This window comes from Shimia sp., assembly GCF_049116215.1.
Lineage (GTDB): Bacteria > Pseudomonadota > Alphaproteobacteria > Rhodobacterales > Rhodobacteraceae > Shimia.
In genome coordinates this window covers 213487-239749 of the sequence record NZ_JAGDZB010000007.1, presented here as the reverse complement: position 1 = coordinate 239749, position 26263 = coordinate 213487, and the positions used below count along the sequence as shown (strand labels likewise).

Below are 26263 nucleotides of genomic sequence, written 5' to 3'. Positions count from 1 at the left end.
TTTCGAGGACATAGATACCTATGCAGGAATGCAATATAAATTGCCGAAATTCGCAGTGTTGATATACGTATTTGCATGATTGATCCCAAGACCACCTTTGACTGGAACCACATCCGCGCGTTTTTGACCACGGCGGAGGAGGGCTCGTTGTCGGCTGCGGCACGTCAGCTTGGTCAGACACAGCCGACTTTGGGCCGGCAAGTCGCGTCGTTGGAAGAAGACTTGGGTGTTATGCTGTTTGAGCGGGTCGGCAGAACACTTGAATTGACCGTCGCTGGCGGAGAGCTTTTGGAACATGTCCGCGCCATGCGGGAAGCCGCCGACCGGGTGGCTTTGGTGGCTTCCGGGCAAAATCAGGATGTCGAGGGACGTGTGGCCATTACGGCGTCGGATGTATATTCGGTGCATCTTTTGCCCCCAATCCTTCGAGAGCTGCGAGTGAAAGCGCCACGTTTGATTATTGACGTGGTTGCGTCAGACGATGTGCAGGATCTTATGCGGCGCGAAGCGGACATCGCCATCCGCCATGTGCGACCGGAGCAACCGGATTTGATCGCGCGACTGGTGCGGGAAGCGAAAGGATATTTCTACGCGTCAACCGAGTATCTGGATTTGCGCGGACGCCCAAAAACCGTAGCGGATCTCAAACACCATGATTTTATTGGCTCCGGTGATGTGCCCCGCATGTTAGAGTATCTCAAACCGATGGGCTTCCCGATTGATCTGGACAACTTCCGCACCGGATCAGACAGCGGGCTGGTGGCCTGGGAGATGTGCAAGCAGGGGTTTGGCATCGCACCCATGGCTGACGATGTGGCGGAAACCACGCCTGGCATTGAGCGGATTTTGCCCGATTTGGCGCCTATCGTATTCCCAATTTGGCTGACCACGCACCGCGAGCTGCACACCAGTCGACGCATACGTCTGGTGTTTGACACGCTGGCTGATTACCTGACGGAAAACTAGGAAAGCGGGCGCATCATTCTCACGCGGCTCTCGTCACGCTCGGTCTCTTTCCAGCCTAGATGTGTATAAAGCGCGATATTGTCCGGCATATCTACATGCGTCGCCAAAGCGATGTTTTCGCAGCCAGCGTCTTGAGCCAGCTTCAAGGCAAATCGGATCAACACCCCTCCAAGGCCCCGTCCCCGTGCTTGGGCGGCCACAGCCACATTCATCAGGTGCGCTGTCGGCGGTGCGGTAGAGAGCATGAGGGCACCGGAAAGGTCGTCCATAACCCAAACCTGCCCGTCGCCAATAGCATTAGATACTCCGCCGGAGACATCCGGCAGAGCAATGTTTTGATCGCGATAAGGTTGGTAGGCGGCATCGATCAGCCGCGCGATGGCAGGGGCCTCCTCGGCCCGCGCCAGACGCGGCTGTGATGCATCAGCCACGCAGCGTACCGCCGGTGGCCTTGCTAACTTTGGCGACAATCTTGGCGGCTACGGCCTCAATGTCGGCTTCTTTCAGCGTCTTGTCTGTTGGTTGTAGACGCACGGTGATGGCGAGAGATTTTTTTCCTTCCCCAAGTGCGCCGCCAATGAACTCGTCAAAGACGCGCACGTCTTCAATCAGCGCCTTGTCGACGCCAGCGGCGGCATTGACCACCGTCAACGCTTCGACATCAGCATTCACCACAAAGGCAAAGTCACGTTCAACCGCCTGTAGGTCCGCCATGGTCACAGCGCCCTTAGACGCAGACTTTTTCCGCGGCATCGGGATTTCCGCGGTGTGAATGGCAAAGGCCACAACAGGTCCTTTTACGTTCAACGCGTCCAGCACTTTGGGATGAATTTCGCCAAAGGCACCGAGGATCTTTTTCGGACCGAGCCCCACCTTCGCACTGCGACCGGGATGCCACCAGCCATTTGTGCCACGATTGTAGGTCAGTTTGGTTGGCGCGCCGAGCGCATTCATCACCGCTTCCATGTCGGCCTTGGCATCATAGATGTCGACGCCACGGCTCTCACCGTGAATGTCTTTGCCAACGGTGCGACCCACCAAAATGCCGGTCAGCAGGTTTTCCTGCTCACCTGGTTCGCCGCCATGGAATACCGCGCCGCATTCAAACAGGGCCATATCCATAAAGCCGCGCGCCTGATTGCGCGCTGCAGCTTGCAAAAGCCCAGGCAGCAGGGATGGGCGCATGTGGCTCATCTCGCTGGAAATTGGGTTCTCAAGCATTGTGGCATCACTGCCGCCACCAAAGAGCTCAGCTGCGGCTTTGTCGATGAAGCTGTAGGTCACACATTCATTGTAGCCAAGGCTCGCCGTTGTGCGGCGCGCGATCTGCTCGCGCTTCTGTATGGGCGACAAGATCTGCTCAGGCACTCCAGCTTTGACCCGTGGCAACGGTTTGCCTTCCAATTTGGTCAGCGACGCAATGCGCGCCACTTCTTCAACCAGATCAGCGGACCCACGGACATCGGGACGCCAGCTTGGCACATGGGCCATGTCGCCTTCGATGGTGAAGCCTAGCGCTTCCAAAGTGGCGTGCTGCGTTTCAGCTGGAATTTCCATGCCCACCAAGGACTGAACTCGATCGGTGTCCAGCTTATAAGCGCGGGACACATCCGGCACTTCGCCGGCGGTCACAATGTTGCTGGGCTCGCCACCACAAAGATCAATAATCATCTGCGTTGCGTCATCCATGGCCTGCATATTGTAGGCCGGATCAATGCCACGTTCGTTGCGATAGCGCGCGTCTGAGTTGATTTTCAAACCACGACCCGTGTAGGCGATTTGGATGTGATCCCAAACGGCTGCCTCTAGGAAGACATTGGTTGTGTCCGCGGTACAGCCGGTGGGCAAACCGCCCATGATGCCGCCGATGGATTCGACACCTACGTCGTCAGAGATGACAACCATGCCTTCATTGAGCGTGTATTCTTTCTCATCAAGACCAACGAGGGTCTCACCGCCTGCGGCGCGATGGACACGCAGGTTGCCTTTGACCTTGTCCGCATCAAACACGTGCAGCGGGCGGTTGCGATCAAATGTGAAAAAGTTGGTGATGTCCACCAGTGCCGAAATTGGACGCAGGCCAATGGCTGTCAGGCGGTCTTGTAACCATTGCGGCGACGGGCCGTTTTTCACACCTTTGATCAGGCGTCCGGCAAACACTTCGCAACCCTCTTTGGCCGCGCTTTTGTCAATCGCGATGGAGATCGGGCTTTCAAAGCCACCCTCGATTGAGGCTGTCTTGGCAGGTTTCATTTGGCCCAAGCCGCGCGCGGCCAGATCCAAGGCAATACCACGCACACCCAGCGCATCCGGACGGTTGGGGGTGATCGCAATCTCGATCATAGTGTCGACTTTGGACGGATCGTTTTGCGCCAGCCAATCGACAAACCTGTCGCCGACTTCGCCAGATGGCAGTTCAATGATGCCATCATGCTCGTCAGACAGCTCCAACTCGCGCTCAGAGGCCATCATGCCATAGCTTTCAACACCACGGATCTTGCCAACGGAAATGGTGATATCCAGCCCTGGAATATACATGCCAGGCTTGCAGACAACGACGGTGATGCCTTCACGAGCATTGGGCGCGCCACAGATGATCTGCAGCTCGCCTTCGTCGGTGGCCACTTTGCACACCCGCAGCTTATCAGCGTCCGGGTGCTTCTCGGCATGTACAACTTTGCCCAGCGTAAAGTCAGCAAGCCGCTCAGCAGGGTTGGAGACATCTTCAACTTCAAGGCCAAGGTCGGTCAGCGCTTCGACAATCTCGTCAACGCTTGCGTCGGTCTCAAGGTGGTCTTTCAACCAGGAAAGAGTGAATTTCATCGCGTCGGTCCGCCAGTCAAATAAGGGTCAGAAAGCCGTTTAACGGATTAGCGCCATAGGGGAAAGACCACATTGAATGCAAACGATCGAAAGCGTGCCACGGAAGGCGCCGTTTGGCCTGAAACTTCAGCCCGATTTTGCGATTCCGCAAATCTGGCGCATAGTGGCGGGAGACGCAGTAAGGGAGGGAGAAATGGCACCGCAAGACAGTGGCATTCAGACGGCCTTTTTTGTTATCGCGGATATTTCCGGCTACACCAAGTTTATGGCCGAAACACCAATTGAGCATGCCAAAGGGATATTGGAAGCGCTGTTTGGGGAATTGGTCCCGGCAATCCGGGCGCCGCTTGAAGTCTCAGGTTTGCAAGGCGATGCGGTTTTTGCCTATGCCTTTGAAAGCGATGTACTGACAAAGCAATTCATCCTCGACTTCTCTGAGCAACTTTATTGTGTATTCGCCCGCGCAAAAGAAAAGATGATCCTCAACACCAGTTGTCCTTGTGATGCCTGCGCCAACCTGGACGAATTGGAGCTTAAGATTGTTGTTCACCATGGCGAATGCGTGATTCAGGATACCGGCGGACGTCAGGAACTGGCAGGCCAAGATGTGATCACCGCTTTCCGGCTTTTGAAGAACTTGGTGAAAGAGAATACCGGCTTGACTGCCTACACGCTGATTTCGTGTAAGGCGCTGAAGGCCATGGATATTGTCGACTACTTTGATGAAAAAGAGTTCTTCACCGAGGATATCGAGCACATCGGCGAGGTCGAATACGTGGTGCGTGACATGCGCGCGGCCTGGGAGCGGCGACGTCATACGGAACGCACGTTTGTGGAACCCGGCGATGATCTGCTGCTTGAGGAATGGATGGTGCCATTGCCGGTATCACCGGAGGTGGCTTTCACAATCATGACGCGCCCCGATCTGCGCGCCGAATGGATTGGCGCGGATAAAGTCGACATGCTCAACACCAACAAGGGCAAAATCGAGCCGGGCACGCTCTATCATTGCTATCACGGCGATGATTTGTTCCCGTTTGAGATTTTGGACTGGAATCCGGGCGAATATGTCACCGGGCGCTATAACATGCCGATGGGCATGCGCATGCTGGAAACCATTGAACTCAATGAAATGGGCGACGGGACGATGGTGAAGCTGCGCTACACCAAGATCACCTCCTCCAAGCTGATGGGCAAATTGATGGCGGGTATGGTGAACAAAAAAGTACGTGGGATCATCGAGCCGGACAAGGAAAACCGGGTCAGCAAAATGACCGCGCTCAGTAAAAAAATGGCGATGGCCTCTGAGGTTGCGGCAGCCTGAAGCCTATCTCCTGCTGAGCCATTGCCAAATTAGATTGCCGATTGACTTTGGTGCTGGCGCGCTTTTGCCGCGAATGGCCTGCGCCCAGACACCATTGCTCAACTCTGTGTACGCCCACAAATGGCTCTCACAATCATAAACTTGGAAGTTGTGGCGTTCCCGATGTTTTGGATCGACGAGGCATATTGTTCCGACCCGATCACCGGCGGAAAGCTCTACGCCAACATAGGCGCTGGCCAGCGCTATATCGGCGTCTTCCAAGCCCCAGGCAGCCACCCACTCCGAACCATCATCCGCGGTAACGCGTTTGAAGGGGAGTAGGATGGCTTTCTTCACCGATTTAGGCCGCCATGCAGCGTCGGCTGATCCAAGCTTGCAAAGCCGTAGTGACGCAGCCAGCGTAGGTCGCTGTCAAAGAAGGCGCGCAGGTCCGGGATGCCGTACTTCAGCATCGCCAAACGATCGATGCCCATGCCAAAGGCAAAACCCTGATACTCGTCTGAGTCAATCCCACCTGCCTTAAGCACGTTGGGGTGCACCATGCCGGAACCCAGCACCTCGAGCCAGTCGTCGCCTTCGCCAACCTTCACAGTGCCACCTTCCCAGCTGCACTGGATGTCGACCTCGGCGGATGGTTCCGTGAAGGGGAAGTGGGACGCGCGGAAGCGGGTTTTCACATCGGTGCCAAAGAAGGCGGAGAAGAACTCTTCCAACACCCACTTGAGGTTCGCCATTGAGATGTCTTTGCCAAGGGCAAGACCTTCAACCTGGTGGAACATCGGGGTGTGGGTCTGGTCATAGTCCGCGCGGTACACGCGACCCGGACAGATGATGCGGATTGGCGCGCCGGTTTTTTCCATGGAGCGGATCTGCACCGGGCTGGTGTGCGTGCGCAACACATGTGGTGGGCGCTCGTCCCCTTCGGCACGGTGGGTGTAGAACGTGTCCATCTCGGCGCGGGCCGGGTGGTGGCCGGGAATGTTGAGGGCGTCAAAGTTGTACCAATCGGTCTCGATCTGCGGGCCCTCGGCCACGGCAAACCCCATGTCGGCAAAGATCGCGGTGACCTCTTCGGTCACCTGGCTGATCGGGTGGATGGTGCCCACGCGGCGGGTCCGTGCGGGCAATGTCACATCCAGCCACTCTGTGGCCAGGCGCGCGTCTAGTGCGGCGTCAGCCAGCGCCACTTTTTTGGCGGCAAGGGCGGAGTTGATCTCATTCTTCAACGCATTGAGGGCCGGGCCAGCGACTTGGCGCTCTTCCGGGGTCATCTTGCCCAGCTCGCGCATTTTCAGGCTGACTTCACCTTTCTTGCCCACGGCTTGCACGCGCAGCTCTTCGAGCGCGGCTTCGTCTGCCGCGGCAGCAATTGCTTCGATGTATTTGGTGCGCAGTTCGTCCATGGCAGGGCCGTCCCAAGATGAGAAATTACCGCAGACCTCCTATCATACGGCCCCTTGATTGCAAGCGTGCTGAGGCGCGCCGCCATGGAAACTGCCCCCTGTTGGATCAATTGCGCATCAACAGCGGCCCAAGGCTGGCTGGCGCCACTGGACGCGCGGTTTGCGTTTGCACCAGAACACCGGTGGCCAGTTCCGGAAACAGGGCAAACATTTCCCGCTGGGTGCTGCAGTTGATCGCCTTCATCGCTTCCTTCCCAGGGAAGAAGCTTTCGCTCAACACTCCGTCTCCGCTGATGATCTGATGGTCGTCAAACAGCAGGTGGTAGTAGGTGACCCGGTCACACTCGCAAATTCGCACGTCACAATCATCCACCAGCGCTTTGGCTGCCACGAGAATTTCGTCCTCGCCAAACAGCAACTGCGCCCGCCAGCCGGTGATCAGCATGCGATGGTTTTGAGAGACCTGATGCGGCTTGATGGCGCCAAAAGTTTCCGGCGCAATTTGCACCGGCGCATATTTCCCGGTGCCCGGCACCGTGCGCCGCCCGATCCAGCGAACCGGCTGCAACCCATTGTCACGTGTCCAGATCAGATCACCTTCGCACAATGTGTCGATCAGCTGATAACCAACCTCGGTGCGGATGCGGGTGCCTTCGACAAAACACGCCACCCCGGTATCACCTGCGCCGACAGCCGCATCGCTGCGTTGGTCCGGAGTTGGTTGATTAAACTGAATGCTGGTTGTTGTGCTGCCGGGGGAGGCCAGTACCGATAGGTTTTGGGACGTGGCGCCCGCTGCCGCACCGTCAATGGCGAGGATGTTCTGTGTGCCGCCGCCAATGTCGTAGAAATCCGCCACCTCGCCGGTGCTGCTGTTGATCAGGGCATAGGCCTCGTAGTTCCCTTCGCCCCGCCCGTCCGGATCGGTCAGCAGGATTGGAAAATGCGAGCCAGAAATCACCAGCACCTGCTCGTTTGTGTCCGGATCGATGGAGGTCAGTACATCCGGGTGGGTCAGGGGGATCTCAATGCCAACAGAGCCGTCCGCCTGATAAAAAGATACCACAAAGTCGCCGGGGTCTTCGTCAAACGCCAAGGCGACTTCTAAAAACTCCTCAACTCCGGAACGCTGCGCATAGGCATTGGAATAATGCAGCTCGCTGATACGGGCCATTCTAACCTCCAAATAACTGGTAACTCTCGCGGCAAACACACGCCGTGGAGGCATTATGGGGGTGCAATGGTAAATAAAGCGTAACTTGTTTTTCTTTTGTTCTATCTTTGTGCGGCCTAAGATCGTTTAATGTTCTCTCTTTGACCAAATCGCAAAAGAAAAGCCCGCGCCAATGGCACGGGCTTTTCTAATCTTTGAAGCGACTTGGCTTAGGCAGCCAGAGCGGCTTTCGCCTGATCCACGATCGCGTTGAACGCGGCTGGCTCATGTACGGCCAGGTCAGCCAGAACCTTACGGTCCACTTCGATACCGGCCAGGTTCAGGCCATTGATGAAGCGGGAGTAGGTCAGGGCTTCGTCGTGTGCGCGCACAGCAGCGTTGATACGCTGGATCCAGAGCGCACGGAAATTACGCTTCCGATTCTTACGGTCACGTGTTGCGTACTGGTTCGCCTTGTCGACGGCCTGCGATGCAACGCGGAAAGTGTTCTTGCGACGACCATAATAACCTTTGGCGGCTTTGATGATCTTCTTGTGACGGGCGTGGGTTACGGTACCACCTTTAACGCGGGACATATCTTATCTCCTCTTAGCGGTCGTAGGGCATGAAGCCCTTGACGATCTTAGCGTCGGGGGCGGACAGGGTCGTAGTGCCACGGGCGTTACGAATGAATTTACGGGTGCGTTTGATCATGCCGTGGCGTTTACCAGCTTGGCCAGCAAGCACTTTGCCGGTGGCAGTGACCTTAAAGCGCTTTTTGGCGCTCGACTTAGTCTTCATCTTAGGCATTTCCGTCTCCTTTGTATTCGGTCGGTGACAAACGCGACTCGGCATGCCATACAGCCGGTCGCGCGAATAGAGGCGCCGTATAGAGCGCATGGGTCAGGCACGCAAGGCCTAATCGACTCGTTTTTGTGAGGTTTCTAGCGGATGATGTCCGCGATCACGCGGATCACCACATTGGGCAAATCTGCCACGCTGTAGCGTGTCGGATCCAAGGTTATTGCCACGGTGATTACCGCTGCTGACAGGATAAACGCCGCCATTGCTCTGTGTGGCAAACGGCTGTCGGCATAGGCCGCGAGCATGGCGGGAATGGAAAATAACCCCACAACCAGTCCAGCGGTGATCAGATAGTCTGTTGCCATGCCTGCCCTTGGCCCTTCTTGAGGGACGCCCTTTCGGCTGACGCTACTCCGACTCGAGGTTGAAAATCAAACGCTCGTCACAGGGAGACACCCGCAGGATATTGGTGGTACCGGGCACGTTGAACGGCAGGCCGGCGGTCACAACAATCTGATCCTGCTCCTCTGCGTAGCCCAAATCACGGGCCGCGCGGGCCGACGCCACAACTGCCATTTTAAAGCGGCTGACGTTGGAGGTGATCACACAGTTTGTGCCCCAGCTCAGCGCCAGACGGCGCGCAGTGCCACGCAAAGAGGTCATCGCGATGATGGGTACCCGAGGGCGTTCGCGGGCAATCAACAGGGCGGTGGTGCCGGATTGGCTAAAGCAGCAAATCGCCGCAACCTCGGTGGTTTCCGCAATCTCCCGTGCCGCAACAACAATAGCATCCGCCACACCGGAGCGTGGTGCGCTGCGGCTGGCTTCGATGATCTCGCGATAGGTCGGGTCACTTTCCACTTCGATGGCCACATTGTTCATTGTGGTCACGGCTTCAATCGGGAAGCTGCCTGCCGCTGATTCAGCCGACAACATGATGGCGTCGGAGCCTTCGTAAATCGCTGTGGCTACGTCGCTCACTTCGGCGCGGGTTGGCATCGGGCTTTCGATCATGCTTTCCAGCATCTGTGTCGCCACAATCACCGGTTTGGCCACATTGCGGCACTTGCGCACCAGACGTTTCTGGATTGGCGGCACTGCACTGACCGGCAGTTCCACACCCAGATCGCCACGGGCCACCATAATGCCATCGGACGCGGCAAGGATTTCATCAAAGGCTTCAACAGCCGCAGGTTTTTCGATTTTGGACAAAAGCGCTGCACGCCCTTGAGCCAACTCACGCGCTTCAGCGACGTCTTCGGCACGCTGCACAAAGGACAGCGCCAGCCAGTCCACACCCAGTCCACAGACAAATTCCAGATCGTCGCGGTCTTTTTCTGACAGCGCGGCCAGCGGCAGAACCACGTCCGGCACGTTCACGCCTTTGCGGTTGGAGATGGTGCCGCCGGTGGTCACAACACAGTTGGCGAAGTCATCGCCACAGCTTTCAACTTTCAGGCGGATCTTGCCATCGTTGACCAGCAGGTTTGCGCCGTCTTTCAGGGCGGCAAAAATTTCGGGGTGCGGCAGGCACACGCGGTTCACGTCGCCTTCTGCTTTATCAAGGTCCAAACGGAACTTCGCGCCATCCACAAGTTCTTCTTCGCCGTTGGCAAACACACCCACCCGCAATTTTGGCCCCTGAAGGTCAGCCAAAATGGCGATCGGGCTTTGCAGATCCTTCTCGACCTGGCGGATGATCCGGTGCTTTTCGCGAATCTCGTCGTGGCTGCCGTGGCTCATGTTCAGGCGGAACACGTCTGCCCCGGCTTCATGCAGGCTGCGGATCATGTCGTAGGTTTCGGAAGCTGGGCCCAATGTGGCCACGATTTTCACGTTTCTCAGTCGTCTCATGATCCGTCTTTCTTTGCCTTTGCTCGTCTGGCTATTCAGGAAATGACCTGAAGGCACCTTGCGTGTCACCTGCTACATGTTAACGCTAACAAATACAAGGTGAACCTGTACCCAATTCACTTTGTGCCAGAACTGACCTAAGTCTGATCAGAAAGCAATGACAGGCCCATGACATATACACCGTTTTCCATCTACGGCGCAGAGCGCCGCTCGCGCTGGCTGATCACCGTGGATCATGCCTCCAATTTTGTGCCTGAGGACATCAGTGGCGGAGACCTGGGCCTTGATCCCTCCGATATGTCCCGACACATCGCCTATGATGTGGGCGCACGTGGGACATCCTTGCGTTTGGGCGAGCTGTTGGACGCGCCGGTGATCTGTACCAACTGGTCTCGGCTTTGCATTGACCCGAACCGTGGCGCGGATGACCCAACACTGGTCATGCGTCTTTATGATGGCACAATCATTCCCGGCAATCGTGACGTTGACGATGCCGAAATCGAACGCCGCAAAGCCGCGCATTATCTGCCGTATCATAACGCGCTCGAAAGCCTGGCGGCCGAACGTGACAATGTGGTGATCATCGCCATGCACAGCTTTTCTCCCAAGCTCAACGGCCGTGCGCCGCGCCCGTGGGAAATCGGCGTCCTGCACGCCCCGCAAGAAGACCGGTTTGGCAAAGCCCTGATTGCCGAGCTGGAGCAGGAGGGTGACCTGACTGTCGGAGACAACGAGCCCTACAACGGTTGGCTGCCGGGAGACAGCATCGATCAACACGCATTTCAGCCAGGGCGCTTGAACGCTTTGATTGAGCTGCGTCACGACGAAATTGATACGCCGGAAACGCAATCTACCTGGGCTGAGCGCTTGGCGCCTATCTTGCAGAATACTTTGGCGAAACTTGGCTGAAAAACGCAAGTTTCGGCGCGAATTCCAAAGTGTGGGCTCTGGTCATGCGGTACTTGAGTGCCCATATATGCAGTGGGAAATTTAACAGCTGAAAGGAGGCTGACATGACCCAAGCAACCCTTACCGCCTTCTTTGGATGGACCGCGGTCATTCACATCGGCGTGCTGCTCTTTGCAACCTGCATGATTTACGGCCTGCGCGGTTGGATCACTGATGTGCACGCGCGGATCACCGGTGTTGAGAAAGACACCCTGGCGCCGCTCTATTTCCAGTGGCTTGGCACCTACAAGCTGTTGATCTTTGTGTTTGCTCTGGTTCCCTGGCTCGCTCTGACGATCATGTGACACGCTTGCTCAACGCCCCTCCGGTTGCTACCCATTGCCCAAAGCAATTGCTCCCGGAGGACAGCCATGGATAAGCAAACTCAGATCGAACTCGAAGCGGCCGCCTTTCGCACTTTGCGTGAACACCTGATGGAAAAACGCACGGATGTGCAAAACATCGACATGATGAACCTCGCCGGGTTCTGTCGCAACTGCCTGTCTCGCTGGTATCAGGAAGCGGCCAACGAGCGTGGTATCGAGATGGACAAAAATGAGGCCCGCGAGATCTATTATGGCATGACCATGGACGAGTGGAAGGCTAACTATCAAACCGACGCCAGCCCGGAAAAGCAAAAGGACTTCGAAAAAGCTTTTGCGGAGAATGTCGGGACAGACAAACCCTGATCGGCGTATTTATCGTACAAAAAGGTCGCTTCGGCGGCCTTTTTTGTTGCGCCGGTGGTGGCCAGAAAGCAGCACACCCCTGCCTCAATCCCGTCAAACTTGGTTAATATTCTCTTACTCAAAGCCGTGAGAGCTGTATTGAGGACAAGAGCAATGTTGGGACTTTTGGCAATTACCGCGATTTTTGGCGTGGGCATGATGGCGGATGTTTTGGGCAGCTACGCAATACCAGACGAGGCCACTGCGGATACGCCGGAGGATGAGGCCGACAGCGGATTTATGCCTAGTCAGCAACAGCTCCTCGACGCCGCAGATGCGGCGACACTCTCTGACACAAGCGACACATTTGAAGGTGATGATGCCGACGACACCGTCATTGGTGGGGTCGGAAACGATGATCTGCGCGGCAACAATGGTGTTGACTGGATCGATGGCGGCGATGGCGATGACACGATTGTTGGCGGCGCCAGCAGCGATGTGTTGAGCGGCGGCGCAGGCGGTGACTACGTCCTCGGAGGGGCCGGTGAAGATGCGATCTCAGGCGGCGCGGGCAACGATACCATTGTCATGGGCGACAACGACGACATTTACGATGGCATCGGCGCGCAGGAGCTCGGGTTTGAGGACAGTGGGAACGATCTGGTGCGCGGCGGCGCTGGCAACGATTTGATCCGCGACTATGAGGGAGCTGACACGTTGTTGGGGGGCACCGGCGATGACACCCTTGTTGGCGCGCATCCAAGTTTGGCGGACGCCTCGGCGGATGCTCTACACGGTGGCTTTGGGGACGATGTCCTGATTGGGGACAATGGCGATACCCTCGTCGGTGGCGATGGCGTCGATGCCTTCGCCGTGGCTTTTGAGTTTGACGACACTCGCGAAGAGGTGGTGATTGCCGACCTCGATGCGGCAACAGAAACGGTGACCTTCTCGGCCAGCGATTTTGGCAATGATGCTGTGATGGAATGGGAAGCCAGCTATGATGCCGACACCGAAACCATCACAATTCTGCTGTCCGGCTCACATACGGTAGACGGCTCGGTGGTTACGCTGGATCAGGAACCGGCCGTGATCTTGGAAAACATGACCGCTGAGGATGTGGACCTGCTGAAAGTGATCCTAGACTACACCGCCTAACTGCCCGCGTCTTTAGCGGCTCAATTCATGCTCATAGCGCTGTTTGGCAATCGCTTCGTTCTGTGTGGACTTTTTGAAGTTGGTCAGAGCGGTTTCCACATAATCCAGATGTTCAATCACCGCTTTTCGGGATGCTTCTGCGTCCCGCGCTTGTAGCGCGGTATTGATCGCCCGGTGCTGCTCCAGCAACTCGCCCCGCGTGGTGCGTTGCTTGAACATGATCATGCGGTTGTAGAACACGCCTTCCCGCAACAGCTGATACATCGACCGCATCATATGCAGCATGATTACATTGTGACTCGCCTCAATGATGGCGAGATGAAAGTCCGCATCCAGCTGCGCTTCATCAGACGGATTGCGCTTTGGATGCGCCGCTTCCATCTTGTCAAAAACCGCTTGGATCACTTGCAAATCTGTGTCGCTGGCCAAGGTTGCGGCGCGCTCCGCAGCAAGGCCTTCCATGTCGCGACGGAACGCAATGTAGTCAAACACTGCCTCATCATGTGCTGAAAACAACTGTACCAACGACTCTGAAAAGGCGCTGCCCAACACATCTGCCACAAAAATCCCGGCCCCTGCTTTGGAGATCAACAAGCCTTTGTCCTGCAAAGTCGAGATAGCCTCGCGCAAGCTGGGCCGTGACACACCCAATCGGTCGCTGAGTTCCCGCTCCGCAGGCAAACGCTCTCCTGGGCGCAAAATGCCGCGTAAAATCAACAGCTCAATCTGGCGCACCACGGAGGTGGAGAGTTTTTCCGGCTGAACTTTTTGAAATGGCATAGAAATTGGCCCCGCGTAACTGGTCACATAATTTGACCACGCGGTGTCCCAACGTGCAAGCCCCTGCGGAGAGAGCAATCAGGCCAAGGTTTTGGTCATGAACAGAGAGGCGGGGCTCTCTTCGTAGTCGCCAAACGGCCCGCAATCGATATAGCCATGCGCACGATACAGACTGTGCGCCTGATGCAGCGTGTCACCGGTTTCCAGCTTCATCTCGGCAATACTATGGGCTCGCGCCTCGGCCTCAATCGCCTGCATCAACTTATGGGCAATGCCTTTCCCGCGCGCATCCGGATGCACAAACATCGATTTGATCTCGGCGTAGTCCTCTTTCAAAGCCAGCGCGACGCACCCCAATGAGGTGTCACCTTCCTTGGCGACAAAGAAACACACATTGGGCGCACAAAGGTCATCGATCGACAGGAAGTGATTGTCCTCTGCGCTGAACAGCGCCTGCATCAAGGCATGGCTGGCACGCAGAAGCGCCGTTGCTTGCGCGTCACGTGGATTGCCTAAGGCCACTCGGATGGTGCTCATATCGTCCTCCTTTCGATCGATCCGCAAAAGATGTGTCACCCTCTAAAGGGACTGTCTAGTCGCCAACCCAATGCGTCTCACATGGGGTGTAAAACTGCACAAGTAATGCCTAAGAATTAGGCGATCGATGCAGGGCTGATTGAGAAACTCCGCCAGCTGTTTGGCGCACAGCGCGGCGGTGAACCTTGGATTTGTACCGAAATTGCCAATATCTTGTGGATAACTGTACTGCAAGAGCCATATCCTGTGGTTTGCCGTTGACTCACCGCAAGAGCCCTTTGCAGAGTCTCTTAATCTGAAAGAATCACAGGACCACCCGCACTTTGCGCTTCTCCAAACTTAGACTGACAGGCTTCAAAAGCTTTGTGGACCCCACGGATCTGATCATCGCGGATGGTCTGACCGGTGTTGTGGGCCCAAATGGCTGCGGTAAGTCGAACCTGCTGGAGGCGCTTCGTTGGGTGATGGGGGAGAACCGCCCCAAGGCGATGCGTGGCGGTGGCATGGAGGACGTGATCTTCGCTGGCACGTCGACCCGACCAGCCCGCAATTTTGCCGAAGTGTCTTTGCAAATCGACAATTCCGAACGTCTTGCACCGGCGGGTTTCAACGATGACGATGCGTTGGAAATTGTCCGTCGTATCACCCGCGATGTTGGTAGCGCCTATAAGGTCAATGCCAATGATGTGCGTGCCCGGGACGTGCAGATGTTGTTTGCGGATGCGTCTACCGGTGCCCATTCTCCCGCGTTGGTCCGTCAGGGTCAGATTGCGGAGCTTATCAACGCCAAACCAAAAGCCCGCCGCCGTATTCTGGAGGAAGCAGCTGGTATTTCGGGCCTCTACCAACGCCGCCACGAAGCCGAGCTAAAGCTCAAAGGAGCTGAAACAAATCTGGCCCGTGTGGATGATGTGATTGAGCAATTGGCCAGCCAATTGGCCCAGCTCTCCCGTCAGGCCCGCCAAGCTGCACGCTATCGCGCCATTGGCGATGAGTTGCGCCAGGCCGAAGGCATGTTGCTGTATCGCCGGTGGCGGGAAGCGGATGATGCCCGCGCCACGGCGGATGACGAGCTCAAAACACGCACCACGCAAGCGGCCCAGGCAGAAGTGCTCGCACGAACCGCTGCAAAAGAACGTCAGGCCCGCGATGAGGTGCTGCCCAGTAAACGCGAAGAAGAAGCCATTGCCTCAGCGGTTTTGCAACGCTTGCAGGTGCAACGCGACAGCCTGAACGATCAGGAGTCCCATGCGCTTCAAGTCATCGAAACGCTTAAGAACCGTATTTTACAGCTGGCCCGCGACATGGAACGCGAGGCAGGTTTGAACCGGGACGCCGAAGAAACCATTGAGCGCCTGGAATGGGAACAACGTGAGCTTGCCAAGGCAAGCGAGGGGCATGACGACAAGCTTGAAGCCGCACAGGACGAAAGCCGCGAAGCAGCCAGTGTGTTGCAAGAGCGCGAGGCCGACCTGTCTCAACTGACTGAAGATGTGGCGCGGCTGTCTGCCCGTCACCAATCGGCGCAGCGATTGCTGGATGACAGTCAAAAAACCCAAGACAAAAGCGAAGCTGAGGCTGAAAAAGCCCGTGCCGCGGTAGCGGAGTCCAACGACGCGTTGTCCCGCGCCGGAGAAGAACTTGAGCTGGCCCGTGAGGCGGAAGAAGAAGCCATAGAGGCTGCGCAAGACGCAGAGGAGCGTTTGGCCGAGGTCGAAGAAGAGCGCGCCGAAACGCAATCTCGTGAAGCCGATGCCCGCGCAGAACGCTCCGAGGCCGAAGGTGAGCTTAACGCTCTGCGCGCCGAAACCACCGCACTGGCCAAGTTGGTTGAACGTGACACAGCTGAAGGCGGTCAAATTCTCGACCGTCTGCAAGTGCAACAGGGGTTTGAAAAAGCGCTGGGCGCGGCCATGGCTGACGACCTGCGTGCGCCAGAAGTTGAGGAAGATGGCCCATCCGGTTGGTATGTGTTGCCGCAATATGGCGAGGTTCAGCCGCTGCCAGAAGGGGTGACCTCACTGGTGCAGCACGTCTCTGTGCCAGAGGTGCTTGAGCGTCGCATGAGCCAAATTGGACTGGTGTCCAACGAAGATGCCTTAAGCTTGCAACCACTCCTAAAGCCTGGCCAACGGCTTGTCTCGCTTGAGGGAGACCTCTGGCGCTGGGATGGCTACCGCGCATGGGCGGAAGATGCGCCAAGCGCAGCTGCGCTGCGGCTGCAACAGCTTAACCGATTGGAAGAACTCAAACAGGCCATGGCCCGCGCGACTGCGCGTTCAGATGGCGCTGTTGACGCCCATGAGACGTTGCAAACCCGCCTGCGGGAACTCGCCAACGTGGACCAATCCGCCCGTGAAGCCCGCCGCGCTGCGGATCGCGCGGTGGCAGATGCCAATCGTGCCTTGTCTCGCGCTGAAGCCGACCGGAACCTGGCCGAAGGCCGGCTGGAAAGCCTCGGCTTGGCCGTGACGCGCCACGAAGAAGAAGCCATGGCCGCCCGCCAGCAATTCCAAGAGGCGCAGCGGGCGTTATCCGATCTGGGTGATCTGGACGCAGCGCGCCAAGAGGTTGAAGACATCAAGATGACCGTGGAAGGCGCACGCATCATGATGATGACCCGTCGCTCCGCCCATGACGAGCTGCGTCGCGAAGGTGAGGCCCGACTAAAACGCACCCAAGAGGTCATGAAAGAGGTCAGCGGCTGGCGCCACCGTCTCGAAACCGCCGAGAAACGAATGAATGAGCTGGCGGAACGCAAAGACGCCTCCGAGGAAGAGCTGATCGAGGCCGGAGCAGCGCCGGAGGAAATTGCAGAAAAGCGCGAAGAACTCACCGAAGCCATTGAAGCTGCGGAAGAGCGCCGTCGCGCCGCCTCCGATGTGCTGGCGGAAGCCGAATCTGCCCTGCGGGAAGCTGAGCACAACGAACGGGACGCCGAGCGTCTTGCCAGCGAAGCCCGTGAGGCCCGCGCCCGCTCCGAAGCCCGTGCGGATGCCGCCCGTGAAACAGTGGCCTATGCGGCAGAGCGCATCATGGAAGAGCAGGAGGTCGGGCCTGCCGCGCTTTTGGAGCGGTTGGACGTGGATCCGGACAAGATGCCGGATTCCGAGACCGTCGAGAATGACGTGAACCGCCTGAAACGCCAACGTGACAGCCTTGGCGCGGTGAACCTGCGCGCCGAAGAGGACATCAAAGAAGTGCAGGAAGAGCACGACGGGTTGGTCAGTGAGAAGGCCGATCTGGAGGAGGCCATCCGCACCCTGCGCAATGGCATTGCCAGTCTGAACAAAGAGGGGCGCGAACGTCTTCTGACTGCTTTTGAGCAGGTGAACTCCAACTTTTCGCTGTTGTTCCGCCACCTTTTTGGCGGCGGCGAGGCCAATCTGGTGCTGGTGGAAAGTGACGACCCTCTGGAAGCGGGTCTTGAGATCATGTGCCAGCCACCCGGCAAGAAGCTCAGCACCCTCTCACTGTTGTCTGGTGGCGAGCAAACCCTAACCGCGATGGCTCTGATTTTTGCGGTCTTCCTCGCCAACCCAGCTCCGATTTGTGTGCTGGACGAGGTCGACGCGCCTTTGGATGATGCCAATGTGACGCGTTTTTGTGACCTGTTGGACGAGATGTGCCGCCGGACAAACACCCGCTTCTTGATCATCACCCACCACGCGGTGACTATGGCCCGCATGGACCGGCTGTTTGGTGTGACCATGGTGGAGCAGGGCGTGAGCCAATTGGTGTCTGTAGATCTCAAAGCGGCAGAGACTTTGGTGGCGTAAGGGTGAGGAGCCAGCCCCTCCGGCCCACGGTGTGGACCTCCTCCCCGGAATATTTGGGGAATGAGAATGCAGTCACCGCATTGTGACGCGCAGGTGAACATACCGCTGTCTAGGGTGGGGCAGGAGGTGCGCGATGCGGACATGGATGATTTTGGGATTGCTGAGTGTCGCCACCAGCGGCGCGGCGCAGGAGTGGAAGGTGCACAAGGGCGATGTGCCATTTGATGCGCCATCGCTTAAGGTGCAATTGTCAGGTCAGACTTTGGTGTTTTTTGATGACGGCCGGTCGATTTTTGAAAGCAATGGTCAGTACCAATACACCTATGGCGGTGGCGGCACCTGGTATGGCCATTGGGAGGTTACCGAGAACAGCACGGTTTGTGTGACCTTTGTCACTGGCGTGGAGCGCTGTGACCGTATCGTCGAGAATGGTGGGCGACTGGTGATGCAGACCGCAGATGGCCTGCGGTTTCCAGTGCGCGCGATCGAAGCTCATTCATAAGGCAGGTCATCAGGCGACACGTCGATGTAATCTGGCGGTGGCGTCAGGGGGAGTTGCCGCGCCGTGATGCTGGTTTGCCCTGCCACATAAGCCTTTACCACCCGGTGCATGCCATCCATGACGCGGCGTTCTGTGCAGAGCAAGATCGGGTAGGCAAGGTCCGCCGCCTGCACCAGTTTTAGGTGTTCCCCAACGGCCCGACAGGTTGCGAGCTGTTTGGTGGGATCAAACCAATAGCTTTCATCCAGCTCCCGGATGTCGCTCAGCGCGATGTCAATGACAGGCAAGGTTTCGGCCCGCTGCAGCAGCTTGCGCACGTCCCAAATGTGCATACGCCCGCCAACCTCTCGAAAGTGGTACTGCGGGCGCAGGTTTTCCAAACTCACAGCGCGTTTAACAACTGTGGTGTTGGCCAGGCGTCTGCCGGCAGGTCTAGACGCACTTGCTCTGCTTGAACAGCACGACGGGTCAGTTTGCCCAGAATGCCGTCCACCTTGCCAACGTCATGACCGCGTGCCTTCAGCTTTTTCTGCAACTGTTTCATCTGGTTGCTGGACAGACCGGGATCCGGGTTGCCTGCATTGTAGCGTGCCTTGCCTTCCAAACGGTTGGCAAAATAGGCCGCCGTGGTCACGTAGACGAAGCTTTTGTTCCACTCAAAATACACACTGTAGTTTGGATAAGCCAAAAACGCCGGACCTTTGCGCCCCTGTGGCAGCAGCAGCGAGGCCGGCAGGTTGGCCAGTTTGCCTTCGCGTGGCTTTACACCCATCTTCGCCCATTGGTTGGCAGGCAGAGTGGTGTCCAAGCCAGACTTGGACCAATCCAGATTGCTCGGCACCACAACCTCTTGCAGCCACGGCTCATTTTTGCGCCAGCCAAGATGAGACAGCATCTTGCCGCCGGACATCAGCGCATCTTGTGGCGAGGTTTTCAGGCTGACTTTGCCGTCGCCGTCGCCATCCACACCGTTTTCAATAATGTCCGCAGGCAGCATCTGCACCATGCCAATCTCCCCGGCCCAAGCACCTGTTGTTTTGGTGGGGCTGAAGTTGCCGCGTTTGTAAAGCTCCAGCGCGGCAAACACCTGCGGGCGGAACAAGTCGGGGCGGCGGCAATCATGCGCCAGTGTCACCAGAGAATTCAGCGTGTTGAAATCGCCTTGGAAGGCGCCGTAGTCGGTCTCAAACGCCCAAAAGGCCAAAAGCACACCGCGCGACACGCCATACTGCTTTTCGATCCGATTGAAGGTCGAAGCGTATTGTTTGGCTTTTTTGCGGCCGACATCAATTCGATTTTGGCTGATCAAACGCTGGGAAAAATCCAGAAACGGCATCTGGAACACACCTTGGGAGCGGTCTGCCTTGATGGTTTTGGGGTCCTGTCGCGCGCTGGCAAAGAACTTATCCACGGTGCCTTTAGAATAGGCTTTGGACATGGCTTCTTTTTTTAGGCCGTTGACAAAGTTGTTAAAAGACCCGCCGCATTGCGCGGCGGCTGTGGTGGCTGTGCTGACGGTCAGGAACGCCGCGGTCAGCGCTGGCAAAAGACGCATACAAATACCCTCATGGTGCAAAATGTTGCCCAGACATAGCCAGAGCCTGCTCCTCGGGCAAGCACCTAGAGCAGCGCCAGGCCCACAACCAAAGCCAATCCGGCGGCCCATGTCAGCCACAATGCGCGACAACAGGCATCCACATCATCGGCCTCCAGTTCCTTGCGGCCCTCGGGGTTCACATAGGGAAAGTCCTGCATCTTGCCATGGTATGACCGTGGCCCGGCCACCGCCAAATCCAATGCGCGGGACATGGCGGCTTCCGGCCAGCCTGCGTTGGGAGAGCGGTGCAATTTCGTATCCGCCTTGATGGCCTTCCATTGTCCCAATCCGGCATGTGTCGCGGCTATGAACACCGCTGTGAGACGCGCAGGCACCCAGTTGAGGACATCATCCAGCCGTGCTGCCGCCCAGCCAAAGTCCTTGTGGTGCTCGGTTTTGTATCCAATCATACTGTCGGCGGTGTTCACAATTTTGTAGATCAACAGCCCCGGCAGCCCCCCAATCAAGAACCAAAATGCTGGCGCAATCACCCCGTCACTCAGGTTCTCGGCACCGCTTTCAATGGCGGAACGTGCAACGGCGCTTTGATCCATCGCTTTGGTGTCCCGGCTGACTATCCGAGCCACCATCATGCGCCCATCTCCCAACGACAGGCGTAAGGCATCGCCAACGGCTGTTACATGCTCCACAAGCGAACGCTGAGCCAAAAGAACCGCCGCCAAAAGCATCTGCGGCAGCCAGCCAAATAGGCTGATGATGCCGCCCACCACCCATGCCGCAAGAACAAGTGCGATCACCACGATGACGCCTTTGGCCTTGCGGTTTATGCTGTTGTTGTAGTCCTGATCCGCGCGGCCAATCACATTGCCCATGAGAACGGCCGGGTGTGGCACCCTTTGCCACAGCCACCGCGGCTCACCAAACACGGCATCCAAAAGAAGCGCGCCTATCAGAATGCCTGCCGTGCTCAAAACTCATGCTCCATCATGCGCAATGCGTGTTCTACTTGATCCCAACGGTCGGGCGCGGGCAGTCCCAGCCGCAAATAGGTTTTGGAATATGGGAAGATGCGGGTCCAAATATGGTATCGCGCAAGGTGGTTCTGCCACTTGGCGGCATCGTCCACTTCATACAAGCGAAACAGGCTGGTGCCACCAGACAGGCTTGCCCCGGCAATCTGCATCAATTGATCCAGTCGGTCACTGTCCTTGCGCAACCGCTCGCGGGTTTCCAGTGCCCAGCCGGTTTCGAGCAAAGCTGAGGTGCCTATGGTCAATGCGGGACCGGACACAGCCCAGGGGCCGGTGAGATCAGCCAACTGCGCAATCAATTCCGGCGCACCGATGGCAAAGCCAAGCCGCACGCCTGCCAGTCCCCAGAATTTGCCAAAACTCTTGAGCACAATCCGGCCAGGTTGGTCCGTCACACGGATCATGCTCCAATCCGGCGTGACGTCGCAAAAACTCTCGTCAATCACGGCAAAGGGCGCGGTGAGATCATCCACGGACCATAGGCGACCGGTTGGGTTGTTTGGATGTACAACCACCTGCGCATTGGGCGCTTCATTGCCCAGTTGCCATCCTTGGGCTGTAAAGGCGGCCGCGTGTTCATTGTAGGTTGGAGTCTCAATCTGCACCTTGCCTTGATCCAGCAAAGACGGAATGCGCGCAATCAGTGCAGAGGCGCCGGGCGCGGCGAGGATCGCCGCCCCATCCGGCACCTTCCAAAACGCACGCGCTGCCTTCAGCAGACCGTTTTGTGCCACTTTGTCGGGTAGGCGCGCCCAATCGTCCATGAGGATGTGGGGCATGGTGTAAGGCACTGGATTGATGCCGGTTGACAAATCCAGCCAACTGTCGCGGCTGCCGCCCCATTGATCCCTCGCGGCATCAAGCCCGCCGCCGTGGTCGCGTTGTTCCGGAGTGGCCGATTGAGGGGAGGTGGTCATGTCGCGCCCTGCTGTGATGCTGCAAAGCGCGCGTACCGCAAATGATGTTCACTGCGCAAGCTTTCTTGCCAGCGCAGTGAGGTTTTACCCATTTAGCCGCGCCCGTGTGGTTCGTCATAGTCGATCACCGGATTGATCGGCACAATCTGATTTGGATTGATGCTGGTGTGACTGCGCAGATAGTGATCGACAATGTGTTTGAAGTTCACCGTCTCCGCCACGCCGGATACCTGGTACAGCTCACGCGTGTAGGCCCAGAGATTTGGGTAATCCACAATCCGCTTGCGGTTACATTTGAAATGCAGGTGGTAGACCGGATCAAAACGGATCAAGGTGGTGAACAACCGCCAGTCCGCCTCGGTGATCTGATCCCCCATCAAGTAGCGGGTCTCAGAGAGACGTTCTTCCAGCCAGTCCAGCGTGTCAAACAGCGGATAAACTGCGGCGTCGTAGGCTGCCTGTGAGGTCGCAAACCCGCATTTGTACACGCCGTTGTTAAAAGTGTCGTAAATACGTTCGTTGACCTCTTCGATCGCCTCCCGCTCTCCTTCGGGCCAGAAGTCCAACGTGTTGCCGGTCACGGCGTCAAACGCGCTGTTGAGCATGCGAATGATCTCGGAGCTTTCATTGCTCACGATGGTTTCCTGCTGCTTGTCCCAGAGGATCGGCACGGTGACACGGCCGGAATAGCTCGGATCTGCTTTGGTGTAGACACTATGAGCGTGGCTCAACCCATACAGCGTGTCCCCTGTTGCGCCATGATCATCTGTCTCAAACGTCCAGCCTTCGCTGAACATATCCGGGTGTACGGCAGAAACGGTGATGTGCTCTTCAAGCCCTTTTAACTTGCGGAAGATCAGCGTGCGATGCGCCCAGGGGCAGGCATACGACACATAGAGGTGATAGCGCCCGCTCTCAGCTTTAAACCCAGCTTTCCCACTTGGTCCGGTACTGCCATCAGCGGTGATCCAGTTGCGAAACTGCGCTGCTGAGCGCACAAACTTGCCGCCATGTGATTTGGTGTCATACCACTGGTCGGTCCATTTTCCGTCTACAAGCAAACCCATCGCGCATTCCTTTTGTGTCTATGTTGGTCTCAACCTAAGCCAGCGCTGCTTCTCAAAAAACCAACACATCCGCGCGAGTGTTGCGCGTATTTGCACAACGCACAGCGGGCGTCGCCTAAAACGCTACCGCTAAGGAACCAGACTGTTTACCAAATCTTCGCTTGACCAGTGCAGCATGGTGAGATGCAGTGAGACGAACGATGGAGAATCCCATGAGCACTTATTTTTCTGCGGAAGTGCAGGCTGGTTTTGATATGGCGCGCAAAAAAGCGCTGAAGCAACGCCATCGACTGCGTGTTGAGGCTGGAGGTTTCAGCGTTCGGGTCGTGCGTTTTCTGGATGACGGATTTACGCTGGATGCGGAAACCGCGCCACGCCTGCGCGGCCTCGTGAATCTCTATGACGGCTCCCAACATATTTCGCAGTGCCTGGTGGTTGCCACCGACGAAGAAGACGGCGAAATGCACTATGAGTTCAAACGCGCCACAGCCGTCACGGATCAAGCGCCGGTAGACTATTACCAGAGCGAGCCAACCCCGGCCGGATTGCTGGGACGTCCGCACTAATCGGATCCCTCATGACCAAACAAAAGGGCGGGGAAGTCCCCGCCCTTGTTTCTTACTACCCGACCTTTATTCCTACTGAAGGTCTGAAAATGCCTCAGCCAATCGCGAGGCCGCTTCTTCCACCCGCGCGCGTGGCGTGGCGATATTGAAGCGCAGAAAGTCATCGCCGCCTTTGCCAAACGTCGGGCCGTGGTTCACGCAAATGCGCGCCCCTTGTTCCACGCGCTTGGTGAAATCCTCTCGGCTCATGCCTGTGCCAGAAAAATCTACCCAACTCAGATAAGTCGCTTCCAGTGACATGGATGACAGGCCGGGAATGCTTTGGATCGCTGTGTCTAAAATCTTGCGGTTGCCGTCGAGGTATTCAATCAACCCATCAACCCAAGCCGCGCCCTCCGGCGAATAGGCCGCCTCGGCCATGAACAGGCCAAAACTGTTGGGGGATACGCCAAGTCCGGCCATCCGTGCCGCGAATTTGGCGCGCAGCTTTTCATCCGGGATAATCACATTTCCGGTCAGCCCGCCGGCGATGTTAAACGTCTTGGTGGTGGCAGTCATCATCACCAAACGGTCCAGAATGCTCGGGTCGACATTGACCATCGGGATGTGCGTTTTGCCCGGATATACAAGGTCATGGTGGATTTCGTCGCTCACCAGAATGAGATCGTGGCGTTTACAGAAATCAGCCACGCCCTGAAGCTCTTCCCGCGTCCACACACGGCCTCCTGGATTGTGCGGGGAGCAGAGGATGAACATGGTCTCATGCCCTTTCATCTGCGCGTCCCAGGCATCAAAGTCCATTTCATAGTGGCCGTTGTTGTTGACCAGCTCGCACTCCACAACCTCGCGACCCGCGGCCTTAATCACCCGCGCAAAGGCGTGATACACTGGCGTGGTCAGGACAACGCCGTCGCCCACCGCGCTGAAAGTGTCCACACAAAGGCCCGTGCCATTCACCAAACCATGCGTGCTGAAAATCTCGTCACGCTCGACGGACCAATTGTGGCGCTCTTTCATCCACCAGCGTATCGCGTCGCGATAGGCCGCATCGTCGCCGTAGTAGCCAAACACGCCAGTGTTGATCATGCCTTTGATCGCGTCAGTAACACAGGCTGGTGGACGGAAATCCATGTCAGCCACCCACATCGAGATCCCATCGTCGGCGGACACACCATAGATTTTTTCCATCATGTCCCATTTCACGGAATGGGAGCCAAAGCGGTCGATGTTCTCGTCGAAGTTCATTTCGGGTGTCCTTTGCTTAACAACGCAACCGCACGCTAGCGAAATGCGCCTCAGGTGCAAGCCCGCAAGCTACCCCGTTGCGCAAAAGGCGTGACTGTCCTAGATGGAGGCCATGATCAAACCAATTCTCATCCACCCCGATCCGCGCCTGAAAAAGGTTTGTGCACCCGTGTCTGATCTCTCCGACGATCTGCGCAATCTGGCCAAAGACATGCTGGAAACCATGTATGACGCGCCGGGTATCGGTCTGGCCGCGCCGCAGGTTGGCGTGCTGGACCGTTTGATCGTGATGGACTGCATCAAAGACGGCGATCCTGAACCGGTGGTGATGTTTAACCCTGAGGTGCTGTCCAGCTCCGAAGATCTGAACGTCTATGAAGAAGGCTGCTTGTCGATTCCGGAACAGTTTGCCGAGGTGACCCGCCCTGAATCCGTCCGAGTTGGCTGGATCGACATGGAAGGCAATCCTCAGGAAAAAGACTTCGACGGCCTCTGGGCGACCTGCGTGCAGCACGAGATTGATCACCTCAATGGCAAGCTGTTCATCGACTACCTGGGCCCGATGAAACGTCAGATGATCACGCGCAAGAGCCAGAAAATGAAACGCGAGCTGGCCCGCGGATAACGCGCGGCCGAACTAGCCGGTTAGGCCACCGATCACTTTGTCGCTGGAGCACATAAAATGACTGTTCGAACTTGTATTCCATGGCCTGACAAGCGCCTGCGCACAGTCTCTGAACCGGTGGACGCAATCACCGATGAGGTGCGTCAGGTCTGGGACGATCTGATCGACACCATGTACGCTATGCCCGGCGTTGGCATGGGCGCCAACCAGATCGGCGTGCTCAAGCGCCTGATCGTGGTGGACGCCACCGAAGAAGGCAAATCCGCCATCCGCATGGCCAACCCGGAAATCCTGCACGCCTCCGCGCAGCCGCGCGAGCATGAGGAGGCTAGCCCAAATCTGGTGGGCGTCTCCGCCAAGATCGCGCGTCCCCGCGCCGTGACCGTGCGTTACATGGACGAGAATGGTGAGATCGTTGAAAAAGACTTTGTGGGTCTTTGGGCTACGTCCGTGCAGCACCAGATCGACCACATCAACGGTAAGATGTACTTTGATCACCTCAGCAAAACCAAACGCGCCATGCTGATCAAAAAGGCGCAGAAGCGCCGCTAAGTT

At 57.1% G+C, this 26263-nt stretch carries 28 protein-coding genes; 12 read left to right on the top strand and 16 right to left on the bottom strand.

What is annotated here, in order from left to right:
• Nucleotides 1–75 precede the first annotated feature (75 nt).
• On the top strand, nt 76–966 hold the full coding sequence (locus tag JXR15_RS19925; RefSeq protein ID WP_422054945.1) for a LysR family transcriptional regulator: 891 nt from the start codon (nt 76–78) through the stop codon (nt 964–966).
• Here the strand turns inward: JXR15_RS19925 and JXR15_RS19920 are convergent.
• Nucleotides 963–1397, bottom strand: coding sequence for a GNAT family N-acetyltransferase (locus JXR15_RS19920; RefSeq protein ID WP_422054944.1), 435 nt, complete (start codon nt 1395–1397; stop codon nt 963–965). The genes JXR15_RS19925 and JXR15_RS19920 overlap by 4 nt on opposite strands.
• Nucleotides 1390–3789 carry a phenylalanine--tRNA ligase subunit beta gene (gene pheT / locus JXR15_RS19915; RefSeq protein WP_422054943.1) on the bottom strand — a complete coding sequence of 800 codons (2400 nt, stop codon included), beginning with the start codon at nt 3787–3789 and terminating at the stop codon, nt 1390–1392. Before pheT ends, JXR15_RS19920 begins: the two co-directional genes overlap by 8 nt.
• Nucleotides 3790–3982: 193 nt before the next feature.
• Between pheT and JXR15_RS19910 the strand changes: the two genes are divergently transcribed.
• Nucleotides 3983–5113 (top strand): DUF2652 domain-containing protein, encoded by a 1131-nt coding sequence (locus JXR15_RS19910; RefSeq protein ID WP_422054942.1) that lies wholly within the window; start codon nt 3983–3985, stop codon nt 5111–5113.
• Between the two features lie 162 nt (nt 5114–5275).
• On the top strand, nt 5276–5434 hold the full coding sequence (locus tag JXR15_RS19905; RefSeq protein ID WP_422054941.1) for a hypothetical protein: 159 nt from the start codon (nt 5276–5278) through the stop codon (nt 5432–5434).
• 11 nt (nt 5435–5445) lie between these two features.
• Here the strand turns inward: JXR15_RS19905 and pheS are convergent, their stop codons facing one another.
• The 6 genes from pheS to pyk form a co-directional block, all read right to left on the bottom strand.
• A complete protein-coding gene (gene pheS / locus JXR15_RS19900; RefSeq protein WP_422054940.1) occupies nt 5446–6516 on the bottom strand; it encodes a phenylalanine--tRNA ligase subunit alpha in 1071 nt (356 codons plus the stop codon).
• Nucleotides 6517–6622: 106 nt separating this feature from the next.
• Nucleotides 6623–7690, bottom strand: coding sequence for a Hint domain-containing protein (locus tag JXR15_RS19895; RefSeq protein ID WP_422054939.1), 1068 nt, complete (start codon nt 7688–7690; stop codon nt 6623–6625).
• Nucleotides 7691–7899: 209 nt separating this feature from the next.
• Nucleotides 7900–8265, bottom strand: coding sequence for a 50S ribosomal protein L20 (gene rplT, locus JXR15_RS19890; protein ID WP_422054938.1), 366 nt, complete (start codon nt 8263–8265; stop codon nt 7900–7902).
• A 13-nt stretch (nt 8266–8278) separates the two neighbouring features.
• A complete protein-coding gene (rpmI, locus tag JXR15_RS19885) occupies nt 8279–8479 on the bottom strand; it encodes a 50S ribosomal protein L35 (RefSeq protein ID WP_054000659.1) in 201 nt (66 codons plus the stop codon).
• 134 nt (nt 8480–8613) lie between these two features.
• Nucleotides 8614–8838, bottom strand: coding sequence for a hypothetical protein (locus JXR15_RS19880; RefSeq protein WP_422054937.1), 225 nt, complete (start codon nt 8836–8838; stop codon nt 8614–8616).
• Nucleotides 8839–8881: 43 nt separating this feature from the next.
• Nucleotides 8882–10327, bottom strand: a complete 1446-nt coding sequence (pyk, locus tag JXR15_RS19875) for a pyruvate kinase (protein WP_422054936.1) — start codon at nt 10325–10327, stop codon at nt 8882–8884.
• A gap of 168 nt (nt 10328–10495) precedes the next feature.
• Between pyk and JXR15_RS19870 the strand changes: the two genes are divergently transcribed.
• From JXR15_RS19870 to JXR15_RS19855, 4 genes are all read left to right on the top strand, one after another.
• Complete coding sequence (locus tag JXR15_RS19870; protein ID WP_422054935.1) at nt 10496–11236, top strand: N-formylglutamate amidohydrolase; 741 nt, start codon at nt 10496–10498, stop codon at nt 11234–11236.
• Between the two features lie 104 nt (nt 11237–11340).
• On the top strand, nt 11341–11580 hold the full coding sequence (locus tag JXR15_RS19865) for a DUF6868 family protein (protein WP_299425032.1): 240 nt from the start codon (nt 11341–11343) through the stop codon (nt 11578–11580).
• A 66-nt stretch (nt 11581–11646) separates the two neighbouring features.
• The gene (locus JXR15_RS19860) at nt 11647–11964 is read left to right on the top strand and encodes a DUF1244 domain-containing protein (protein WP_422054934.1); all 318 of its coding nucleotides are present in this window, start codon (nt 11647–11649) and stop codon (nt 11962–11964) included.
• Nucleotides 11965–12117: 153 nt separating this feature from the next.
• On the top strand, nt 12118–13101 hold the full coding sequence (locus JXR15_RS19855; RefSeq protein ID WP_422054933.1) for a calcium-binding protein: 984 nt from the start codon (nt 12118–12120) through the stop codon (nt 13099–13101).
• Nucleotides 13102–13113: 12 nt separating this feature from the next.
• On the opposite strand, the gene JXR15_RS19850 is transcribed toward JXR15_RS19855, so the two are convergent.
• Nucleotides 13114–13881, bottom strand: coding sequence for a FadR/GntR family transcriptional regulator (locus JXR15_RS19850; protein ID WP_422054932.1), 768 nt, complete (start codon nt 13879–13881; stop codon nt 13114–13116).
• A gap of 78 nt (nt 13882–13959) precedes the next feature.
• Nucleotides 13960–14418, bottom strand: a complete 459-nt coding sequence (locus JXR15_RS19845; protein WP_422054931.1) for a GNAT family N-acetyltransferase — start codon at nt 14416–14418, stop codon at nt 13960–13962.
• Between the two features lie 323 nt (nt 14419–14741).
• Here JXR15_RS19845 and smc point away from each other — a divergent pair, with 323 nt between their 5' ends.
• Both smc and JXR15_RS19835 read left to right on the top strand, forming a co-directional pair.
• On the top strand, nt 14742–18197 hold the full coding sequence (smc, locus tag JXR15_RS19840; RefSeq protein WP_422054930.1) for a chromosome segregation protein SMC: 3456 nt from the start codon (nt 14742–14744) through the stop codon (nt 18195–18197).
• 133 nt (nt 18198–18330) lie between these two features.
• Nucleotides 18331–18699: a hypothetical protein gene (locus tag JXR15_RS19835; protein ID WP_422054929.1), complete on the top strand. Its 369-nt coding sequence runs from the start codon at nt 18331–18333 to the stop codon at nt 18697–18699.
• On the opposite strand, the gene JXR15_RS19830 is transcribed toward JXR15_RS19835, so the two are convergent.
• The 5 genes from JXR15_RS19830 to JXR15_RS19810 all read right to left on the bottom strand — a co-directional run bounded on the left by JXR15_RS19830 (nt 18690) and on the right by JXR15_RS19810 (nt 23272).
• On the bottom strand, nt 18690–19085 hold the full coding sequence (locus JXR15_RS19830; protein ID WP_422054928.1) for a hypothetical protein: 396 nt from the start codon (nt 19083–19085) through the stop codon (nt 18690–18692). The two genes, JXR15_RS19835 and JXR15_RS19830, sit on opposite strands and share 10 nt — an antisense overlap.
• On the bottom strand, nt 19082–20254 hold the full coding sequence (locus tag JXR15_RS19825) for a lytic murein transglycosylase (protein WP_422054927.1): 1173 nt from the start codon (nt 20252–20254) through the stop codon (nt 19082–19084). The genes JXR15_RS19830 and JXR15_RS19825 overlap by 4 nt, the downstream gene beginning before the upstream one ends.
• 65 nt (nt 20255–20319) lie before the next feature.
• Complete coding sequence (cbiB, locus tag JXR15_RS19820) at nt 20320–21228, bottom strand: adenosylcobinamide-phosphate synthase CbiB (protein WP_422054926.1); 909 nt, start codon at nt 21226–21228, stop codon at nt 20320–20322.
• Entirely contained in the window at nt 21225–22205 is a 981-nt protein-coding gene (locus JXR15_RS19815) for a threonine-phosphate decarboxylase (protein WP_422054925.1), read from the bottom strand. Before JXR15_RS19815 ends, cbiB begins: the two co-directional genes overlap by 4 nt.
• A gap of 92 nt (nt 22206–22297) precedes the next feature.
• Nucleotides 22298–23272, bottom strand: a complete 975-nt coding sequence (locus tag JXR15_RS19810) for a glutathione S-transferase family protein (RefSeq protein ID WP_422054924.1) — start codon at nt 23270–23272, stop codon at nt 22298–22300.
• A gap of 212 nt (nt 23273–23484) precedes the next feature.
• On the opposite strand from JXR15_RS19810, the gene JXR15_RS19805 reads away from it, so the two are divergent.
• Complete coding sequence (locus JXR15_RS19805) at nt 23485–23838, top strand: hypothetical protein (RefSeq protein WP_422054923.1); 354 nt, start codon at nt 23485–23487, stop codon at nt 23836–23838.
• A 72-nt stretch (nt 23839–23910) separates the two neighbouring features.
• Here the strand turns inward: JXR15_RS19805 and JXR15_RS19800 are convergent, their stop codons facing one another.
• Nucleotides 23911–25083 carry a MalY/PatB family protein gene (locus tag JXR15_RS19800; RefSeq protein WP_422054922.1) on the bottom strand — a complete coding sequence of 391 codons (1173 nt, stop codon included), beginning with the start codon at nt 25081–25083 and terminating at the stop codon, nt 23911–23913.
• Between the two features lie 112 nt (nt 25084–25195).
• Here JXR15_RS19800 and def (JXR15_RS19795) point away from each other — a divergent pair, with 112 nt between their 5' ends.
• Together def (JXR15_RS19795) and def (JXR15_RS19790) are read left to right on the top strand one after the other, a co-directional pair.
• The gene (gene def / locus JXR15_RS19795) at nt 25196–25708 is read left to right on the top strand and encodes a peptide deformylase (protein WP_422054921.1); all 513 of its coding nucleotides are present in this window, start codon (nt 25196–25198) and stop codon (nt 25706–25708) included.
• Between the two features lie 57 nt (nt 25709–25765).
• Entirely contained in the window at nt 25766–26260 is a 495-nt protein-coding gene (gene def / locus JXR15_RS19790) for a peptide deformylase (RefSeq protein ID WP_422054920.1), read from the top strand.
• Nucleotides 26261–26263 lie beyond the last annotated feature (3 nt).

Excerpts from the sequence above, each read along its gene's own strand:
- JXR15_RS19925 (WP_422054945.1), top strand. The coding sequence starts at position 76 with ATGATTGATCCCAAGACCACCTTTGACTGGAACCACATCCGCGCGTTT.
- pheT (WP_422054943.1), bottom strand. The coding sequence starts at position 3,789 with ATGAAATTCACTCTTTCCTGGTTGAAAGACCACCTTGAGACCGACGCA.
- JXR15_RS19910 (WP_422054942.1), top strand. The coding sequence starts at position 3,983 with ATGGCACCGCAAGACAGTGGCATTCAGACGGCCTTTTTTGTTATCGCG.
- JXR15_RS19905 (WP_422054941.1), top strand. The coding sequence starts at position 5,276 with ATGTTTTGGATCGACGAGGCATATTGTTCCGACCCGATCACCGGCGGA.
- pheS (WP_422054940.1), bottom strand. The coding sequence starts at position 6,516 with ATGGACGAACTGCGCACCAAATACATCGAAGCAATTGCTGCCGCGGCA.
- JXR15_RS19895 (WP_422054939.1), bottom strand. The coding sequence starts at position 7,690 with ATGGCCCGTATCAGCGAGCTGCATTATTCCAATGCCTATGCGCAGCGT.
- rplT (WP_422054938.1), bottom strand. The coding sequence starts at position 8,265 with ATGTCCCGCGTTAAAGGTGGTACCGTAACCCACGCCCGTCACAAGAAG.
- rpmI (WP_054000659.1), bottom strand. The coding sequence starts at position 8,479 with ATGCCTAAGATGAAGACTAAGTCGAGCGCCAAAAAGCGCTTTAAGGTC.
- JXR15_RS19880 (WP_422054937.1), bottom strand. The coding sequence starts at position 8,838 with ATGGCAACAGACTATCTGATCACCGCTGGACTGGTTGTGGGGTTATTT.
- pyk (WP_422054936.1), bottom strand. The coding sequence starts at position 10,327 with ATGAGACGACTGAGAAACGTGAAAATCGTGGCCACATTGGGCCCAGCT.
- JXR15_RS19870 (WP_422054935.1), top strand. The coding sequence starts at position 10,496 with ATGACATATACACCGTTTTCCATCTACGGCGCAGAGCGCCGCTCGCGC.
- JXR15_RS19865 (WP_299425032.1), top strand. The coding sequence starts at position 11,341 with ATGACCCAAGCAACCCTTACCGCCTTCTTTGGATGGACCGCGGTCATT.
- JXR15_RS19860 (WP_422054934.1), top strand. The coding sequence starts at position 11,647 with ATGGATAAGCAAACTCAGATCGAACTCGAAGCGGCCGCCTTTCGCACT.
- JXR15_RS19855 (WP_422054933.1), top strand. The coding sequence starts at position 12,118 with ATGTTGGGACTTTTGGCAATTACCGCGATTTTTGGCGTGGGCATGATG.
- JXR15_RS19850 (WP_422054932.1), bottom strand. The coding sequence starts at position 13,881 with ATGCCATTTCAAAAAGTTCAGCCGGAAAAACTCTCCACCTCCGTGGTG.
- JXR15_RS19845 (WP_422054931.1), bottom strand. The coding sequence starts at position 14,418 with ATGAGCACCATCCGAGTGGCCTTAGGCAATCCACGTGACGCGCAAGCA.
- JXR15_RS19835 (WP_422054929.1), top strand. The coding sequence starts at position 18,331 with ATGCGGACATGGATGATTTTGGGATTGCTGAGTGTCGCCACCAGCGGC.
- JXR15_RS19825 (WP_422054927.1), bottom strand. The coding sequence starts at position 20,254 with ATGCGTCTTTTGCCAGCGCTGACCGCGGCGTTCCTGACCGTCAGCACA.
- JXR15_RS19815 (WP_422054925.1), bottom strand. The coding sequence starts at position 22,205 with ATGACCACCTCCCCTCAATCGGCCACTCCGGAACAACGCGACCACGGC.
- JXR15_RS19810 (WP_422054924.1), bottom strand. The coding sequence starts at position 23,272 with ATGGGTTTGCTTGTAGACGGAAAATGGACCGACCAGTGGTATGACACC.
- JXR15_RS19805 (WP_422054923.1), top strand. The coding sequence starts at position 23,485 with ATGAGCACTTATTTTTCTGCGGAAGTGCAGGCTGGTTTTGATATGGCG.
- JXR15_RS19800 (WP_422054922.1), bottom strand. The coding sequence starts at position 25,083 with ATGAACTTCGACGAGAACATCGACCGCTTTGGCTCCCATTCCGTGAAA.
- def (WP_422054921.1), top strand. The coding sequence starts at position 25,196 with ATGATCAAACCAATTCTCATCCACCCCGATCCGCGCCTGAAAAAGGTT.
- def (WP_422054920.1), top strand. The coding sequence starts at position 25,766 with ATGACTGTTCGAACTTGTATTCCATGGCCTGACAAGCGCCTGCGCACA.